This is a genomic window from Streptomyces sp. cmx-18-6 (assembly GCF_046548915.1).
Lineage (GTDB): Bacteria > Actinomycetota > Actinomycetes > Streptomycetales > Streptomycetaceae > Streptomyces.
Genome location: NZ_JAEBEP010000006.1, coordinates 157964 through 172271, shown reverse-complemented (window position 1 = coordinate 172271; position 14308 = coordinate 157964). Strand labels below are relative to the sequence as shown.

At 71.4% G+C, this 14308-nt stretch carries 13 protein-coding genes; 11 read left to right on the top strand and 2 right to left on the bottom strand.

What is annotated here, in order from left to right; all coding sequences use genetic code 11:
* Positions 1-41: 41 nt before the first annotated feature.
* The 5 genes from aspS (at position 42) to ACLJPL_RS16195 (ending at position 5739) form a co-directional block, all read left to right on the top strand.
* The gene (gene aspS / locus ACLJPL_RS16215; RefSeq protein ID WP_411081540.1) at positions 42-1844 is read left to right on the top strand and encodes an aspartate--tRNA ligase; all 1803 of its coding nucleotides are present in this window, start codon (positions 42-44) and stop codon (positions 1842-1844) included.
* Between the two features lie 254 nt (positions 1845-2098).
* A complete protein-coding gene (locus ACLJPL_RS16210) occupies positions 2099-2893 on the top strand; it encodes a L,D-transpeptidase family protein (RefSeq protein WP_411081539.1) in 795 nt (264 codons plus the stop codon).
* 83 nt (positions 2894-2976) lie between these two features.
* The gene (locus tag ACLJPL_RS16205; RefSeq protein ID WP_411081538.1) at positions 2977-3558 is read left to right on the top strand and encodes a Uma2 family endonuclease; all 582 of its coding nucleotides are present in this window, start codon (positions 2977-2979) and stop codon (positions 3556-3558) included.
* Between the two features lie 214 nt (positions 3559-3772).
* On the top strand, positions 3773-4426 hold the full coding sequence (locus ACLJPL_RS16200; RefSeq protein ID WP_411081776.1) for a response regulator transcription factor: 654 nt from the start codon (positions 3773-3775) through the stop codon (positions 4424-4426).
* A gap of 44 nt (positions 4427-4470) precedes the next feature.
* Positions 4471-5739: a sensor histidine kinase gene (locus tag ACLJPL_RS16195; RefSeq protein ID WP_411081537.1), complete on the top strand. Its 1269-nt coding sequence runs from the start codon at positions 4471-4473 to the stop codon at positions 5737-5739.
* On the opposite strand, the gene ACLJPL_RS16190 is transcribed toward ACLJPL_RS16195, so the two are convergent.
* Positions 5664-7274, bottom strand: coding sequence for a VWA domain-containing protein (locus tag ACLJPL_RS16190; RefSeq protein ID WP_411081536.1), 1611 nt, complete (start codon positions 7272-7274; stop codon positions 5664-5666). The two genes, ACLJPL_RS16195 and ACLJPL_RS16190, sit on opposite strands and share 76 nt — an antisense overlap.
* 305 nt (positions 7275-7579) lie before the next feature.
* Here ACLJPL_RS16190 and ACLJPL_RS16185 point away from each other — a divergent pair, with 305 nt between their 5' ends.
* Positions 7580-9649, top strand: a complete 2070-nt coding sequence (locus ACLJPL_RS16185) for a PhoX family protein (protein ID WP_411081535.1) — start codon at positions 7580-7582, stop codon at positions 9647-9649.
* 73 nt (positions 9650-9722) lie between these two features.
* The gene (locus ACLJPL_RS16180) at positions 9723-10124 is read left to right on the top strand and encodes an RNA-binding S4 domain-containing protein (protein WP_411081534.1); all 402 of its coding nucleotides are present in this window, start codon (positions 9723-9725) and stop codon (positions 10122-10124) included.
* A gap of 99 nt (positions 10125-10223) precedes the next feature.
* Here the strand turns inward: ACLJPL_RS16180 and ACLJPL_RS16175 are convergent, their stop codons facing one another.
* Positions 10224-11093: a hypothetical protein gene (locus ACLJPL_RS16175; protein ID WP_411081533.1), complete on the bottom strand. Its 870-nt coding sequence runs from the start codon at positions 11091-11093 to the stop codon at positions 10224-10226.
* 130 nt (positions 11094-11223) lie between these two features.
* On the opposite strand from ACLJPL_RS16175, the gene ACLJPL_RS16170 reads away from it, so the two are divergent.
* From ACLJPL_RS16170 to ACLJPL_RS16155, 4 genes are all read left to right on the top strand, one after another.
* Entirely contained in the window at positions 11224-11631 is a 408-nt protein-coding gene (locus tag ACLJPL_RS16170; protein ID WP_411081532.1) for a hypothetical protein, read from the top strand.
* 155 nt (positions 11632-11786) lie between these two features.
* Positions 11787-12374 (top strand): NADPH-dependent FMN reductase, encoded by a 588-nt coding sequence (locus ACLJPL_RS16165; RefSeq protein ID WP_411081531.1) that lies wholly within the window; start codon positions 11787-11789, stop codon positions 12372-12374.
* A gap of 95 nt (positions 12375-12469) precedes the next feature.
* Positions 12470-13444, top strand: coding sequence for an ATP-binding cassette domain-containing protein (locus ACLJPL_RS16160; protein ID WP_411081530.1), 975 nt, complete (start codon positions 12470-12472; stop codon positions 13442-13444).
* Complete coding sequence (locus ACLJPL_RS16155) at positions 13441-14298, top strand: ABC transporter permease (protein ID WP_411081529.1); 858 nt, start codon at positions 13441-13443, stop codon at positions 14296-14298. The genes ACLJPL_RS16160 and ACLJPL_RS16155 overlap by 4 nt, the downstream gene beginning before the upstream one ends.
* The last annotated feature ends 10 nt before the right edge of the window (positions 14299-14308 follow it).

Genomic DNA, 14308 nt, shown 5'->3' with positions numbered 1-14308 from the left:
GCTCGATCCACCACCTAACCGCGAAGACTGGATGAACGACGATGCATCGGTACAGGTCCCACACCTGCGGCGAGCTCCGCGCCTCTGACGTCGGCACCGACGTCCGGCTGAGCGGCTGGCTGCACAATCGCCGAGACCTGGGTGGCATCCTCTTCATCGATCTGCGCGACCACTACGGTCTGGTGCAGCTCGTGGCCCGCCCCGGCACCCCCGGCAACGACGCCCTGGCGAAGCTGACCAAGGAGACCGTCGTCCGGATCGACGGCAAGGTCTCCGCGCGCGGCGCGGACAACGTCAACCCGGAGCTGCCGACCGGCGAGATCGAGATCGAGGTCACCGAGGTCGAGGTGCTCGGCGAGGCCGGCCCGCTGCCCTTCACGATCAACACCGAGGACGGCGTCAACGAGGAACGCCGCCTGGAGTACCGCTTCCTCGACCTGCGCCGCGAGCGCATGCACCGCAACATCCTGCTGCGCTCGGCCGTGATCGCCTCCATCCGCTCCAAGATGGTGGCCCTCGGCTTCAACGAGATGGCCACCCCGATCCTCACCGCGACCTCCCCCGAGGGTGCCCGTGACTTCGTCGTCCCGTCCCGGCTGAACCCCGGCAAGTTCTACGCGCTGCCGCAGGCCCCGCAGCAGTTCAAGCAGCTGCTGATGATTTCGGGCTTCGACCGCTACTTCCAGATCGCGCCCTGCTTCCGCGACGAGGACGCCCGCGCGGACCGCTCGCCGGGCGAGTTCTACCAGCTCGACGTCGAGATGTCCTTCGTCGAGCAGGAGGATGTCTTCCAGCCGATCGAGAAGCTGATGACCGAGCTCTTCACCGAGTTCGGCAACGGCCGCGAGGTCACCTCGCCGTTCCCGCGCATCCCGTTCCGTGAGTCGATGCTGAAGTACGGCAACGACAAGCCGGACCTGCGCGCCAAGCTGGAGCTCGTCGGCATCTCGGACGTCTTCGCCGACTCCGGGTTCAAGGCGTTCGCCGGCAAGCACGTCCGCGCGCTGCCCGTCCCGGACACCGCCGGCCAGTCCCGCAAGTTCTTCGACGGCCTCGGTGAGTACGCCGTCGAGCACGGCGCCAAGGGCCTGGCCTGGGTGCGTGTGGGCGAGGACGGCACGCTGGCCGGACCGATCGCGAAGTTCCTCACCGAGACCGACGTCAAGACGCTCACCGAGCGCCTCTCCCTGGTCCCGGGGCACGCGGTCTTCTTCGGCGCGGGCGAGTTCGACGAGGTCTCCAAGATCATGTCGGTCGTCCGGGTCGAGGCCGCCAAGCGCGCCGGCCACTTCGAGGAGGGCGTCTTCCGGTTCTGCTGGATCGTCGACTTCCCGATGTACGAGAAGGACGAGGAGACCGGGAAGATCGACTTCTCGCACAACCCCTTCTCGATGCCCCAGGGCGGCCTTGCCGACCTGGAGGAGAAGGACCCGCTGGACATCCTGGCCTGGCAGTACGACATCGTCTGCAACGGCATCGAGCTGTCCTCGGGCGCCATCCGCAACCATGAGCCCGAGCTCATGCTCAGGGCCTTCGAGATCGCCGGTTACGACCGCGAGACCGTCGAGCACGAGTTCGCGGGCATGCTCCGCGCGTTCCGCCTCGGCGCTCCGCCGCACGGCGGCATCGCCCCGGGCGTCGACCGCATCGTGATGCTGCTGGCCGACGAGCCCAACATCCGCGAGACGATCGCCTTCCCGCTCAACGGCAACGCCCAGGACCTGATGATGGGCGCCCCGACCGAGCTGGACGAGTCCCGTCTGCGCGAGCTGAACATCCAGCTCCGCAAGCCGGTCGCAGCGAAGGGCGCGAGCACCTCGGAGAAGCCGGCCACCGACAAGTAGTCCGTACGGTCCCGCTCTGCGATGTTTCACGTGAAACAGCCCCCGATCACCTGATCGGGGGCTGTTTCGTCGCGCGGACCTGAGAGGGCCCGCGACGGCCGGGCGACGCCGTACAGCCGGATGGCCCCGGTTCGGATTGGGCCGCGCCGGGTGCGGCAAAGACTGGCAGCGACATCCTTGCCGCACCCCGGCCCGCCGCGCCGTCAGCCCGCCGGCCGTCAGCAGTCGGCCGTCATCCCGAGGAGCCCGCCACCGTGTCCGTCCCGCGCCGCCCGCCCGCCCTGCTCACCGCTCCCCTCCTTGTGCTGGCCCTGCTGCTCACCGCCTGCTCCTCCGCCGCCTCGCCGGACCCGGCTCCCACGTCGACCGCCCCGGCGCAGGGTGCTGCGGGCCCCCAGTCGGACGCCGCGTCCGTACGCCGGGCGTCACCGGCGGCGGAGCCCGCGCCGAGCCCGGCGGAGATCCCGGGTCTCGGGCCGCTGACCCGGAAGCAGATTCCCGAACAGGCGCGGCAGGTGTTCGTGGTCACCGGGGAGGACGTCGACTCCAACCAGTCGAGCGCGGTGCTGTACAGCCGCGAGGACCCGGACGAGGAGTGGGCGGCGGCAGCCGGTCCGTGGAAGGCCCACAACGGCATGGAGGGCTGGACCGACCACCATGTGGCGGGCGACCTGAGGTCCCCCTCGGGCGTCTACTCGCTCACCGACGCGGGCGGCCGGCTCCCCGACCCGGGCGCGCTGCTCCCGTACGACGAACACCCCCGGTTCGCGGTGGACGGCGAGGGGTTCTTCGGCGAGCCCCTGGAAGGCTCGTTCGACTACGTCGTCGCGATCAACTACAACCGCACGGAGGGCGTCAGCCCCCTGGACCGCACCCGCCCCCTCGGCCTCGGACGCGGCGGCGGCATCTGGATCCACGTCGACCACGGAGGCCCCACCCAGGGCTGCGTCTCCATCCCGGAGGAGCACATGGAGGAGCTGCTGCGCACCCTGGACCCGGCGATGGACCCGGTGATCGTGATGGGCGACGCGGAGTCGCTGGGGCGGTGATCGGGCGGACGGGCGGGGGCCTGCGCCCGTAGGCTGGAGATGCACCCCGGTTACCCGGTGATCCCTTGCAGGAGGAGGTCGTTGTGAGCGTGGTCGAGGATCGCGTCCTGACGCAGGACGTCTTCGAGGACCTGGCCCGTCACGCCATACGCGCCGATGAGGCGCTGCGGCTGGAGTTCGTGAACGGGAAACTGGGGGTCAAGGCTGTGCCGGACGGGGACCACGGGCGGATCATCGTCTGGCTGACGCAGATCTGCATGCAATCAGGACCGGGCATGTGGTTGTTCGGCGAGCAGGGACTCCGTATCGGGTCCTACCGCAAGGGCAACGCCCGGCCCGACGCCGTGCTTGCTCCTATCGACACCTTCGTCGGCCAGGGCGAATGGGCAAGCCCCGATGACGTCCTCATGGTCGTCGAGGTCACCTCGTACGACGAGGACACCGACCGCCGCGACCGGGTCGAGAAGCCGCGCGCGTACGCCGAGACCGGCATCCCCGTCTACCTGCTGATCGACCGGGACGCCTGCGAGGTAAAGGTCCACTCGCAGCCTGACGGCGTGCGCTACGAGCAGGTCGTGACGGTGCCGTACGGCAAGACCGTCGCTCTCCCGGACCCGGTCGGGATGGAGTTGGACACCGAGCCGCTCAAGAACTGGGTGCGCTGACCGGACGCCTCACGTCAGGAGCCCGGGACCGTCGCTCGCGGCCCGGGCTCCCGGCGTACGCAGGACGCGGGCGCACGCGCGTCCGGGCGGTGTTCCTCCCCCGAAGCGCTCCGGTGGAGAGCTTTGCGAAACATGCCTTCGCGTAATCGTTCCCGTAGGAAAGACGCATCCTGGGAGGGAGCGGACAAGCGTGCACGAGGCAGGGGACATCACGATGCGGGTACTGGTCGCCGAGGACGAGGAGGTCCTGGCGGAGTTGGTCGCCACCGGACTGCGCCGGGCCGGGTTCGCGGTCGACACGGTGTACAGCGGGGACGCGGCCCTGGCCTACCTCGGGCTGCACGACTACGACGTCGTGGTGCTCGACCGCGACCTCCCCCGCGTGCACGGCGACGACGTGGCCCGCCGGCTGGTCGCCGCCGGCTCCCGCACCAGGATCCTCATGCTGACCGCCTCCGGCGCGATGGAGGACCGGGTCGCCGGGCTCGACCTCGGAGCCGACGACTACGTCAGCAAACCGTTCGAGTTCCCCGAGCTCGTCTCCCGGGTCCGCGCCCTGCGCCGCCGCAGCGCCAGACCCGTACCGCCCCAGCTGGAGCGGCACGGCGTCCGGCTCGACACCGTACGGCGGTCCGCGCTCCGGGACGGCCGGGACCTCGATCTGTCGCCGAAGGAGTTCACCGTGCTGCAACTGCTCCTGGAGGCGGACGGCGGGACGGTCAGCGCGGAGGAACTGCTGGAGCGCGCCTGGGACGCCAACGCCGACCCCTTCACCGGGGCCGTGCGCGTCTGCATGAGCAAGCTCCGCGCCAAGCTCGGCGAACCCGCCCTCATCCGTACCGTCCAGGGCGTGGGGTACGCCCTGTGAAGCGGCCGCCCGGAGCGCGGGGGCCGTCCCGGCCGCGGCGGCTGATGGACGCGTCGAAGCTGCCGCACTCCACGATCCGCACCCGCATCGCCCTCGTGTACGGCGGCGTCTTCCTGATCCTCGGCACGGCCCTGCTGGCCACCGTCAACGTGGCCTCCCGTGCCGGTACGGACTCCGAGGCGCGCGCCATCGCCTCCTCGGTCGTCGTCCTGCCCCCCGGGTACACCGACAACGGCCCGTACATCGCCCGCAGCTCGATCGGCGCGCCCACCGCCTACGAACTGACCGACCACGTCAGCGACGCGGCGAGCAAGCAGCACATGTACTGGTCGTTCGCCGCACTCCTCGTGATGACGGCGGGCGCGGTCGGGGTGGGCTGGTGGATCGCCGGCCGGGTGCTGCGGCCCGTGCACGCGATGACGGCGAAGGCGCGCAGGCTCTCGGAGCGGACGCTGCACGAACGGATCGCCTCCAGCGGACCGGACGACGAGCTGAAGGAGCTGGGCGAGACGCTGGACGCGCTGCTGGCCCGGCTGGAGAAGGCGTTCGACAGCCAGCGCAGGTTCATTGCGAACGCCTCGCACGAGCTGCGGACCCCGCTCGCCACCCAACGCGCGGCGATCCAGGTGGGCCTGGACGACCCGACCCCCGAGGACCTTGTACGGACCCGGCAGACGTTGCTGGACACCAATCGGCGCAGCGAGCGGCTGATAGAGGGGCTGCTCGTGCTGGCCCGCAGCGAACGGGGGCTCGCCGCCGACGAGCGGGAGGACGTCCGGTTCGACCGGGTGGTGACGGAGGAGGCGGCCCGGCATCCGGTGGCGAAGCCGCTCGCGAGGATGCTGACGAAGGAGGGGGCCGGGGGGCGTCCGGTGGTGAACGTGGCGGTGGCGGCGGCCTGTCCGGTGCGCGGCAACCGGCTGCTGCTGGCCCAGCTGGTGGCGAACCTGCTGGCCAACGCCGTGACGTACAACGTGCCGGGCGGTTCGGTGGACGTCACGCTGAGCGGTGACGGGGTCCTGGTGGTGCGCAACACCGGGCCGGTGCTCTCCGAGGCCGATGTCGCGGGGTTCTTCGAGCCGTTCCGGCGGGGCGAGGGCCGGGACCGGATGGGCCCCGGCTCGGGCCTCGGGCTGTCGATCGTGCGCTCCATCGCGGTGGCGCACGGCGGCACGGTCACGGCGGTACCGGGCCCGGAGGGCGGCGGTCTCGCCGTGACCGTGCGGCTGCCGGTCGATCAGCCCTCGGAGCCCTCGGGGCGGGCCTCGCGTGCCGCGATCCAGGCCGGCAGTCCGGCGAGGATCTCCCGGTAGAGGTCGGCGTCCGCGATCTCGCGCGGGGCCGGGCCGGCATGGAAGAACGCCGCGTTGGGGGCGCCCAGCTTCCGCAGGAAGTCGAAGCCCTTGCCGTCCTGCTCGCCGAAGGCGACGAACTGGAAGAACAGCGGCAGCCGCGCCGCCTCCGCCAGCGCCTGACGGGCGAGCTGCTTGGCGTCCGGCGGGCCGTCCGTCTGGAAGATCACCAGAGCCGGTGCGGTGGCCTGCGACTTCTCGTGGTGCGCCACGACCTCCTCGATCGCGCGGTGGTAGTTGGTCCGGCCCAGCCGGCCCAGACCGGCGTTCAGCTCGTCGACGCGGCCCTCGTGGGCGGCCAGCTCGATCGTCCCGGTGCCGTCGATGTCGGTCGAGAAGAAGACGACGGGCACCGTGGCGTCCGCGTCCAGGTGCGCGGCGAGCGCCACGGCGCGGTCGCCCAGGTGCTGGGCGCTGCCGTCCTTGTAGAACGGCCGCATGGAGCCCGAGCGGTCGAGCACCAGGTACACGCGGGCGCGCAGCCCGGTCAGCCCGTGCGCCTTGAGCGCCGCCTGCGCCGCCTTGTACGGGGCGATGAGCTGCGGGGCGCGCTGGGTGACCCGGGCGAGGGTGGTGGCGGACTTGGGGGTGGGGGTGGGGACGGCGGGCGCGGCCGTCTCCGGGGCGGCGGCGGCTTCGGGGGCCTTGGGGGGCTCGGGGGCTTCAGCGGCTTCCGGAGCTTCCGGGGCCTGAGCGGCTTCGGGGGCTGCCGGGGTCTCAGCGGCTTCGGGGGTTTCCGGACCCTGAGCGGCCTCCGCGGCGGGGACTGCCGGGGCCTCTGCGGCGGGGGCCGCCTCCGCCTTCGGTTCGGTCTCCGGCTCGGCCTCCGCTTCGGGCGCCGGCTTCGTCTCCGGCTCCGGAGTGGGCTCCGGGACGGGCTCCGGGGCGACATCGAAGTCGATCGTGATCGGGGCCGGGGCCGGGGTTGGCTCGGGTGCGGGCTCCTCGGCCTTCACGGGTTCGGCAACGGGTTCCGTAACGGGCTCGGCAGGCTCCTCCACCGTGACCGGCTCGACGACGGGCTCCTCAACGGGCTCGGTCGTCGCTCCGGCTGCCGGCTCCGGGGCCGTGTCCGGCTCCGCGTTCCACTGCGCCTCCGACTCGGCTTCCGGGCTCGTCCCCTGTGCGGGGACGGTCGGCGACGGAGCCTTCGGGGCGGCGGCCGCCTTGTCGAAGGCCGCGGCCACCAGGTCCGCCGCACCTGCGTCACGCTCGGTGGCGTCCGAGGAGTCGGCAGCGGCGGAGTCGGCGGCGGGCGACGTACCGGAGGGCGAATCCGGCGCGGCCGGGGAGCCCGGAGCAGGCGAAGAGGTGGGGGAGGAGGCCGGAGCCGGGATCGAGGCCCTCGGCTCCGCCGCGGGCTCGGCCGCCGAAGTGGTCTCCGGCTCCGGCTCGGTGGACTGGGTGCGCTCGGCCTGGGGCGGGACGGTGGCCGTGGTCGGCTCGTCCTGCTCCGTGCGGCCGAACACCTTACGCAGCAAGCTCCGAATGCCCATGGGCGAGCCCTTTCGCATGAGTTGGGTGCGGGGAATGTCCGACCTGAGCGATGCCAACCCTGGCCAGGACGGATACGTAAGGTTAGCGGCCGGATCCGGCCGTTCGCCGGTCCGGCCCACCCCGGCGTCAACCGAGCCGAAACCGATCCCGGACCGAGTCCATGGCCATGTCCCCTACTTAGAGGGTTTCCCGCCCGAAGGAAACAGCGGTGGCCGGGACTTCACCCTCCGTTCACCGGGAGTCCCTCGGACCGCGTGGGGGCGCACCTACCGTCACGCACGACACTCAGACGGAGGGAACCCACGTGCGTAATCTGCTGCCGCTCATCACTTCCCACTCGGGCGGGCGTTCCTCGCTGACCTGCCGCTACCGCTGCGGGGACGCCTGTTTCAAGGAGGTCCCGAACACCAGCGACAACGAGTACGCCGGCGACATCATCGCCCGTGCGGTGTCGCGCCGGTCGATGATGCGTGCCGCCGCCGTGGTGACGGTCGCCGCCGCTGCCGGGACGGCCGCGCTGACCGGCCCGGGGGCCCCGCAGGCCGAGGCCGTCGCGCTCGCCGGGCACGGCCACAAACCGGTCCCGCCCCGCAAACCCGCCCCGTCCGGGGCCCGGGGCCTGCGGTTCTCTCCGGTGGCCCCCAACAAGGACGACAAGGTCACCGTTCCCGATGGGTACGGCCAGAACGTGGTGATCCGCTGGGGTGAGCCGATCCTGCGCGGGGCGCCCGCCTTCGACCCGGAGAAGCAGTCCGCCAAGGCGCAGGCGGGCCAGTTCGGTTACAACAACGACTTCCTCTCACTCCTGCCGCTCCGTGGTGAGCGCGGCCGTCAGGTCCTGGTCGCCAACCATGAGTACACGGACGAGATCCTCATGTTCCGCGGTTACGATCCGGCCAACCCGACGCGCGAGCAGGTGGAGATCGCCTGGGCCGCGCACGGACTCTCCGTGGTCGTCGTCCAGGAGGAGCACCGCACCGGCAAGCTGGGCCTGGTCGGCCGTCACCCGCTGAACCGACGCCTCACCACGACGAGTGAGTTCCGGGTCACCGGACCGGCCGCCGGAAGCGCTCTGCTGCGTACGTCCGCCGACCGCACCGGCCGCAAGGTGCTCGGCACCCTCAACAACTGTGCGGGCGGCACCACTCCGTGGGGCACCACGCTGCACGGCGAGGAGAACTTCAACCAGTACTTCGCCCACGGCTCCACCGACCTGCACAAGCGGTACGGGATCGGCACCGGGGCCACCGAGCGCAAGTGGGAGCGGTTCGACCGGCGGTTCGACCTGGCGAAGGAGCCCAACGAGGCCAACCGCTTCGGCTGGGTCGTCGAACTCGACCCGTACGACCCCGACTCCACCCCGCGCAAGCGGACCGCGCTGGGGCGGTTCAAGCACGAGGCGGCCGAGCCCCGGCTGACCTCGGACGGACGCCCGGTCGTGTACATGGGCGACGACGAGCGGTTCGACTACCTCTACAAGTTCGTCTCCAGCAAGCGGATGAAGAAGGGCAACTCCCGCTCTGCGCGTGAGCACAACCTGACGCTGCTGGACGAGGGCACGCTCTATGTCGCGAAGCTGACCGGCGACTCCCCGGCCGCCGAGATCGACGGCACCGGAAAGCTGCCCTCCGATGGTGAGTTCGACGGCAGCGGCGTCTGGATTCCGCTGGCCACCGGCACCACCTCGCACGTGCCCGGCATGACCGCCGACGAGGTGTACGTCTACACGCGGCTGGCCGGTGACAAGGTCGGCGCCACCAAGATGGACCGGCCCGAGGACGTCGAGCCCTCGCCGCGCACCGGCCGGGTGTACGTGGCGCTCACCAACAACTCGGACCGGGGCAAGGAGGGCAAGCCCGGGGCGGACGAGGCGAACCCGCGCAACGCCAACAAGCACGGGCAGATCCTGGAGCTCGCGGAGAACTGGGACGACCCGGCGGGCGACGGGTTCGCCTGGCGGCTCTTCCTCGTCGCGGGCGACCCGAACGACCCGTCGACGTACTTCGCCGGTTTCCCCAAGGAGCGCGTCAGCCCCATCTCCTGCCCGGACAACGTGGCGTTCGACGACCACGGCAACCTGTGGATCTCCACGGACGGAAACCAGCTCGGCTCGCACGACGGCCTCTTCGGCGTCGCGACCCACGGCGACCGGCGCGGTGAGCTGAAGCAGTTCCTGACGGTCCCGGCCGGTGCGGAGACGTGTGGCCCGGTCATCCAGGACCGCCGGGTCCTGGTCGCCGTCCAGCACCCGGGCGAGGTCGACGGCGCTTCGGTGGAGAAGCCGGCGAGCGTCTGGCCCGATGGCCCCGGGAAGATCGTCCGCCCCTCGGTCGTCGCGGTCTGGCGCAAGGACGGGCGCGACATCGGGGTGTGAGGCCCGGGTGGGCGGTCGGCGGGAGGGCTGATGGCCTCCCGCCGACCGCCCGGTCCCGACTACAGTCGTCAGCATGGGTTCCGGGGACGCGCCGCAGGCGGAAGGAAGCGTCCGGGTCGACGTGTGGATCTGGTCGGTCCGGCTGACGAAGACCCGTGCCCAGGCGGCCGCCGCCTGCCGGGCCGGGCATGTGAAGGTCGGCGGGGAGCGGGCCAAGCCCGCCCAGGCCGTCCGCGTCGGCGACGAGGTACGGCTCCGGCACGCGGGGCGGGACCGGGTGGTCGTCGTCTCGAAGATCGTGAAGAAGCGGGTCGGGCCGCCGGTGGCCGTCGAGTGCTTCGTCGACAACAGCCCGCCCCCGCCGCCGCGCGAGCTGGCGATCCAGGTGCCGGTACGGGACCGGGGCACGGGCCGCCCGACCAAGCGCGACCGCCGCGAGATGGAGCGCCTCCAGGGCCGCCCGCCGGAGCTCTGAGCCGGACGGCGGTCCCTCGTGCGGGCTCTGTCCGGCTGTTTCACGTGAAACATCGGTACGGGCGTCCCCGGATGCTTCGTGCGTCCGTACGCCCTCGGGTCAGCCCCGCCCGGCCTTCTGGCGTCCCAGCAGCACCCGGGCCACCACCGCCCCCACCAGCAGGACCGCGCCGACGATCAGCACCGCCCACACCGTGGTGCGCAGGGATGCGGTCAGGGCGTCCACCACCGCGGCCGCCGCGTCCCGGTCGCTGCCCGGCACCTCGTCCAGCACCCGGCTCCGGCCGACCGCGACCAGGATCCGCAGCACGATCGCGCCGAGCACGAACCCGGCGCCCACGGCCGCCGTGGCCGTCAGGGCGGCCCGCAGCCCGCCCCGTACCGTCGCGATGCCCACCACCAGGACCAGCAGCACCAGGGTGGCGACGGCCGGCCAGATGCTGCAGTAGCGCAGCCAGCGGAACGAGTCCCTGAGGGTGTCCGCACGGTCCGCGCCGATGACCGTGATCTCCGTCCGCTGGACGGGGATCTGGTCCGCGAACGGCACGCCCTGGCGGATCAGCTCCTGTTTGACCTGTTCGATCACCGGGGCCAGATCGATGGTGACCGCCTCGCCGTCATCGCCGTCCAGTGCCGCGGTCACCGCCTCGTGGGCCGAGCGGTTCGCGGCGTCCCAGGCGGTGCGGAAGGCTTCGGTGGAAGTGAAGGAGCCCACGGTCTCGTGCAGGAAGTCCCGGACCGTGTCCTGGAGCGGTCCGAGATCGATCTGCCGCATCGCCTCGTCGGTGACCAGGTCCGCGACGGTGCCGCGCACAGCGGGATCGGCGGAGAGCGGGGAGACGGCGGCCACGTACCGGTCGGTGTCGTCGATCTCCAGGTCGACCCAGGCGGAGAGCGCGCTGAACGGCACCAGAACAGTGAGCACGACGAGCAGGACGGCCGAGAGGGTCACCGAGAGAGAGGTCCGCACACCCCCAGGGAATCGCGTGCGGGGCCCGGCCGCTCCGGGCCGTAGGCCGTTCGAGTTGCCGGGCCGCGCGGGCGGGTGTGCTCTGGAGGAACGGGGGCGAGCGACGGGGCGACGGAAGGAGCTGTCGGCGATGGTCACACACGCAGCCATGCCCGGTCGGAAAGGGGCCCGCGCGCACGCACGGCCCCGCGGTCTCACCCCCCTCGCCGTGGCGGTGCCTCTGGCGCTCGGCATCATCTACGGGTTCTACGCCGCGTTCATCCGCCGCGACGGCGGGCCCAGCACCGGCGGGCAGGTCGTCCTGGGCCTCGTCGCCGGCGCCGCCCTGGCGGCCCTCTGCTTCGCGCTGGGCCGGATTCAGCGCGAGCTGCCGCACGGGCCGCGGGCGGTGGCGTACGGCGCACTGACCGCCTGTGCGGTGGGCTTCCTGGTGAGCCTCACCGATACGAGTGTGCTGCGGTCGACCGTGCTGGGTCTCGTGGTCGGCGTGGGCGTCTTCCTGGCTGCCTTCTATCTCTTCTACTCGCGGGAGCGCTGACCGGCGGGACGGGGCCGCGAGAGCCTTTCCAGCCGTGCGTTCCGACCGTGGGCGCGGCCGCCAGATCGCATCTGGCGGCCGCGCCCCGGCGTCTGGCGCCCAAGGAGTGAGGGAGCCGGAGGGCCGGGTGAGGGAATCGGGAGGAGGTGCGGGCGATGACGGACGACAGGCCGAGCGAGGACGGCGAGGTTCCGCTACGGGTCGCGGTGATCATCGGCAGCACGCGCGAAGGGCGTATCGGCGGCGAGGTCGGCCGCTGGTTCGTGGAGCGGGCTCGGGTACGGGGCGAGCTCGACCTCGCGGTGCTGGATCTCGCGGAGTTCGACTTCCCCGTGCACTACCCGGAGCGGGCGACGGAGCAGATGACGGAGTTCGCCGGGGCGATCGGGCGGGCCGAGGCGTTCGTCGTGGTGACCCCGGAGTACAACCGCTCGTTCCCGGCCTCCCTGAAGCAGGCCATCGACTTCGCGTACGACGAGTGGCAGGCCAAGCCGGTCGGCTTCGTGAGCTACGGCCACGGTTCGTCCGGGCTGTACGCGGTGGAGCAGCTGCGCTCGGTCTTCACGGAGCTGCACACGGTGACCCTGCGCAACGGGGTGGCGCTCGACTTCCTGCACGCACCGCTGGAGGACCGAACCCGGGCCGGCGGGCGGGACCGGGCGGTGTGGCTGATGCTCGACCAGCTCGCTTGGTGGGGCTGCGCCCTGCGAGAAGCCCGGGCGGTCCGCCCCTATGTCTCCTGACACCCGACTCCTGCCCCCGACACCGCCTCCACCCCCAACCCGGACCACTGACGCGCACCGACGACGACGTACCGACGACGCACAAGGAATGGATCATGAGCACTGAACTGGCCATCGAGACCGCGGGGCTGGTGAAGGTCTTCGGCGAGAACCGCGCGGTGGACGGCGTCGACCTCGCCGTCCCGACCGGCACCGTCTACGGGGTCCTCGGACCCAACGGCGCCGGGAAGACCACCACCGTACGGATGCTCGCGACACTGCTGCGCCCGGACGGCGGCACGGCCCGCGTGTTCGGCAAGGACGTGGTGAAGGAAGCCGACGCGGTCCGCAGCCGGGTCAGTCTCACCGGGCAGTACGCCTCGGTGGACGAGGACCTGACCGGCTTCGAGAACCTCGTCCTGCTCGCCCGGCTCCTCGGCCACTCCAAGCCCGCGGCCCGCGACCGGGCGGCCCAGCTGCTCGAGGGCTTCGGGCTGACCGAGGCGGCGGCCAAGCAGGTGAAGAACTACTCAGGAGGCATGCGACGCCGTATCGACATCGCCGCGTCCATCCTCAACACCCCCGACCTGCTGTTCCTGGACGAGCCGACCACCGGGCTCGACCCCCGCAGCCGCAACCAGGTGTGGGACATCGTGCGCGCGGTCGTCGCGCACGGCACCACGGTCCTGCTGACCACCCAGTATCTGGACGAGGCCGACCAGCTGGCCTCCCGTATCGCCGTGATCGACCACGGCCGGGTGATCGCCGAGGGCACCAAGGGCGAGCTCAAGGCGTCCGTCGGCTCCGGCACCGTCCACCTGCGGCTGCGCGACGCCGCCCAGCGCCCCGAGGCCGAGCGCGTGCTCTCCCTCGCGCTGGACGACGCCACGGTCCAGCTGGACGCGGACCCGGTGGCGCTGACCGCCCGGGTCGACGCGCACGGCTCCGACCGGGGCGCGGCGGAACAGGCGGCCCGCGCCCTGGCCGAGCTGGCCAGGTCCGGCATCACCGTCGACAACTTCTCGCTGGGACAGCCCAGCCTCGACGAGGTCTTCCTCGCCCTCACCGACAAGAAGGGAGTGGCGGCATGAGCACCGCGACCACCAAGACGGAGCTGGAAGACGTCGCACTCGCCGCGCCGGACAAGGAGCGCCTCTCGGCCCTGCTGGTCGGCCTGGACCGGCCGCCGAGGCCCAGCGCGTTGTCGGCCTCCCTCACCTTCGGCTGGCGCGCCATGCTGAAGATCAAGCATGTGCCGGAACAGCTCTTCGATGTGACGGCCTTCCCGATCATGCTGGTCCTGATGTACACGTACCTCTTCGGAGGGGCGCTGGCCGGCTCCACGCAGGAGTACATCCAGTTCCTGCTGCCCGGCATCCTGGTGATGAGCGTCGTGATGATCACGATGTACACGGGAGTCTCGGTCAACACTGACATCACCAAGGGCGTCTTCGACCGGTTCCGTACGCTGCCGATCTGGCGGCCCGCACCGATGGTCGGCTATCTGCTCGGCGATGTGCTGCGCTATGTCCTGGCCTCGGTGGTGATGCTCACCGTCGGCATGATCATCGGGTTCCGGCCGGACGGCGGCGTGCTCGGGGTGGTCGCGGGAGTGGTGCTGCTGCTGGTGTTCTCGTTCGCGTTCTCCTGGATCTGGACCATGTTCGGACTGCTGCTGCGGACCGAGAAGTCGGTGATGGGCGTCAGCATGATGGTGATCTTCCCGCTGACGTTCCTCAGCAACGTCTTCGTCGACCCGCAGACGATGCCGGGCTGGCTCCAGGTCTTCGTGAACAACAGCCCCATCACCCACCTCGCCACGGCGGTGCGCGAACTGATGGCGGGCAACTGGCCCGCGTCGGACCTCGGCTGGTCGCTGGGGTGGGCCGCGGTGATCATGCTGGTCTTCGGTTCGGTGACCATGCGGTTGTACAACCGGAAGTGACCGAGCGGCT

Coding starts and splice junctions, on each gene's coding strand:
- ACLJPL_RS16195 (WP_411081537.1), top strand. CDS start 4,471: ATGGACGCGTCGAAGCTGCCGCACTCCACGATCCGCACCCGCATCGCC.
- ACLJPL_RS16155 (WP_411081529.1), top strand. CDS start 13,441: ATGAGCACCGCGACCACCAAGACGGAGCTGGAAGACGTCGCACTCGCC.
- ACLJPL_RS16160 (WP_411081530.1), top strand. CDS start 12,470: ATGAGCACTGAACTGGCCATCGAGACCGCGGGGCTGGTGAAGGTCTTC.
- ACLJPL_RS16180 (WP_411081534.1), top strand. CDS start 9,723: ATGGGTTCCGGGGACGCGCCGCAGGCGGAAGGAAGCGTCCGGGTCGAC.
- ACLJPL_RS16200 (WP_411081776.1), top strand. CDS start 3,773: ATGCGGGTACTGGTCGCCGAGGACGAGGAGGTCCTGGCGGAGTTGGTC.
- aspS (WP_411081540.1), top strand. CDS start 42: ATGCATCGGTACAGGTCCCACACCTGCGGCGAGCTCCGCGCCTCTGAC.
- ACLJPL_RS16170 (WP_411081532.1), top strand. CDS start 11,224: ATGGTCACACACGCAGCCATGCCCGGTCGGAAAGGGGCCCGCGCGCAC.
- ACLJPL_RS16190 (WP_411081536.1), bottom strand. CDS start 7,274: ATGGGCATTCGGAGCTTGCTGCGTAAGGTGTTCGGCCGCACGGAGCAG.
- ACLJPL_RS16165 (WP_411081531.1), top strand. CDS start 11,787: ATGACGGACGACAGGCCGAGCGAGGACGGCGAGGTTCCGCTACGGGTC.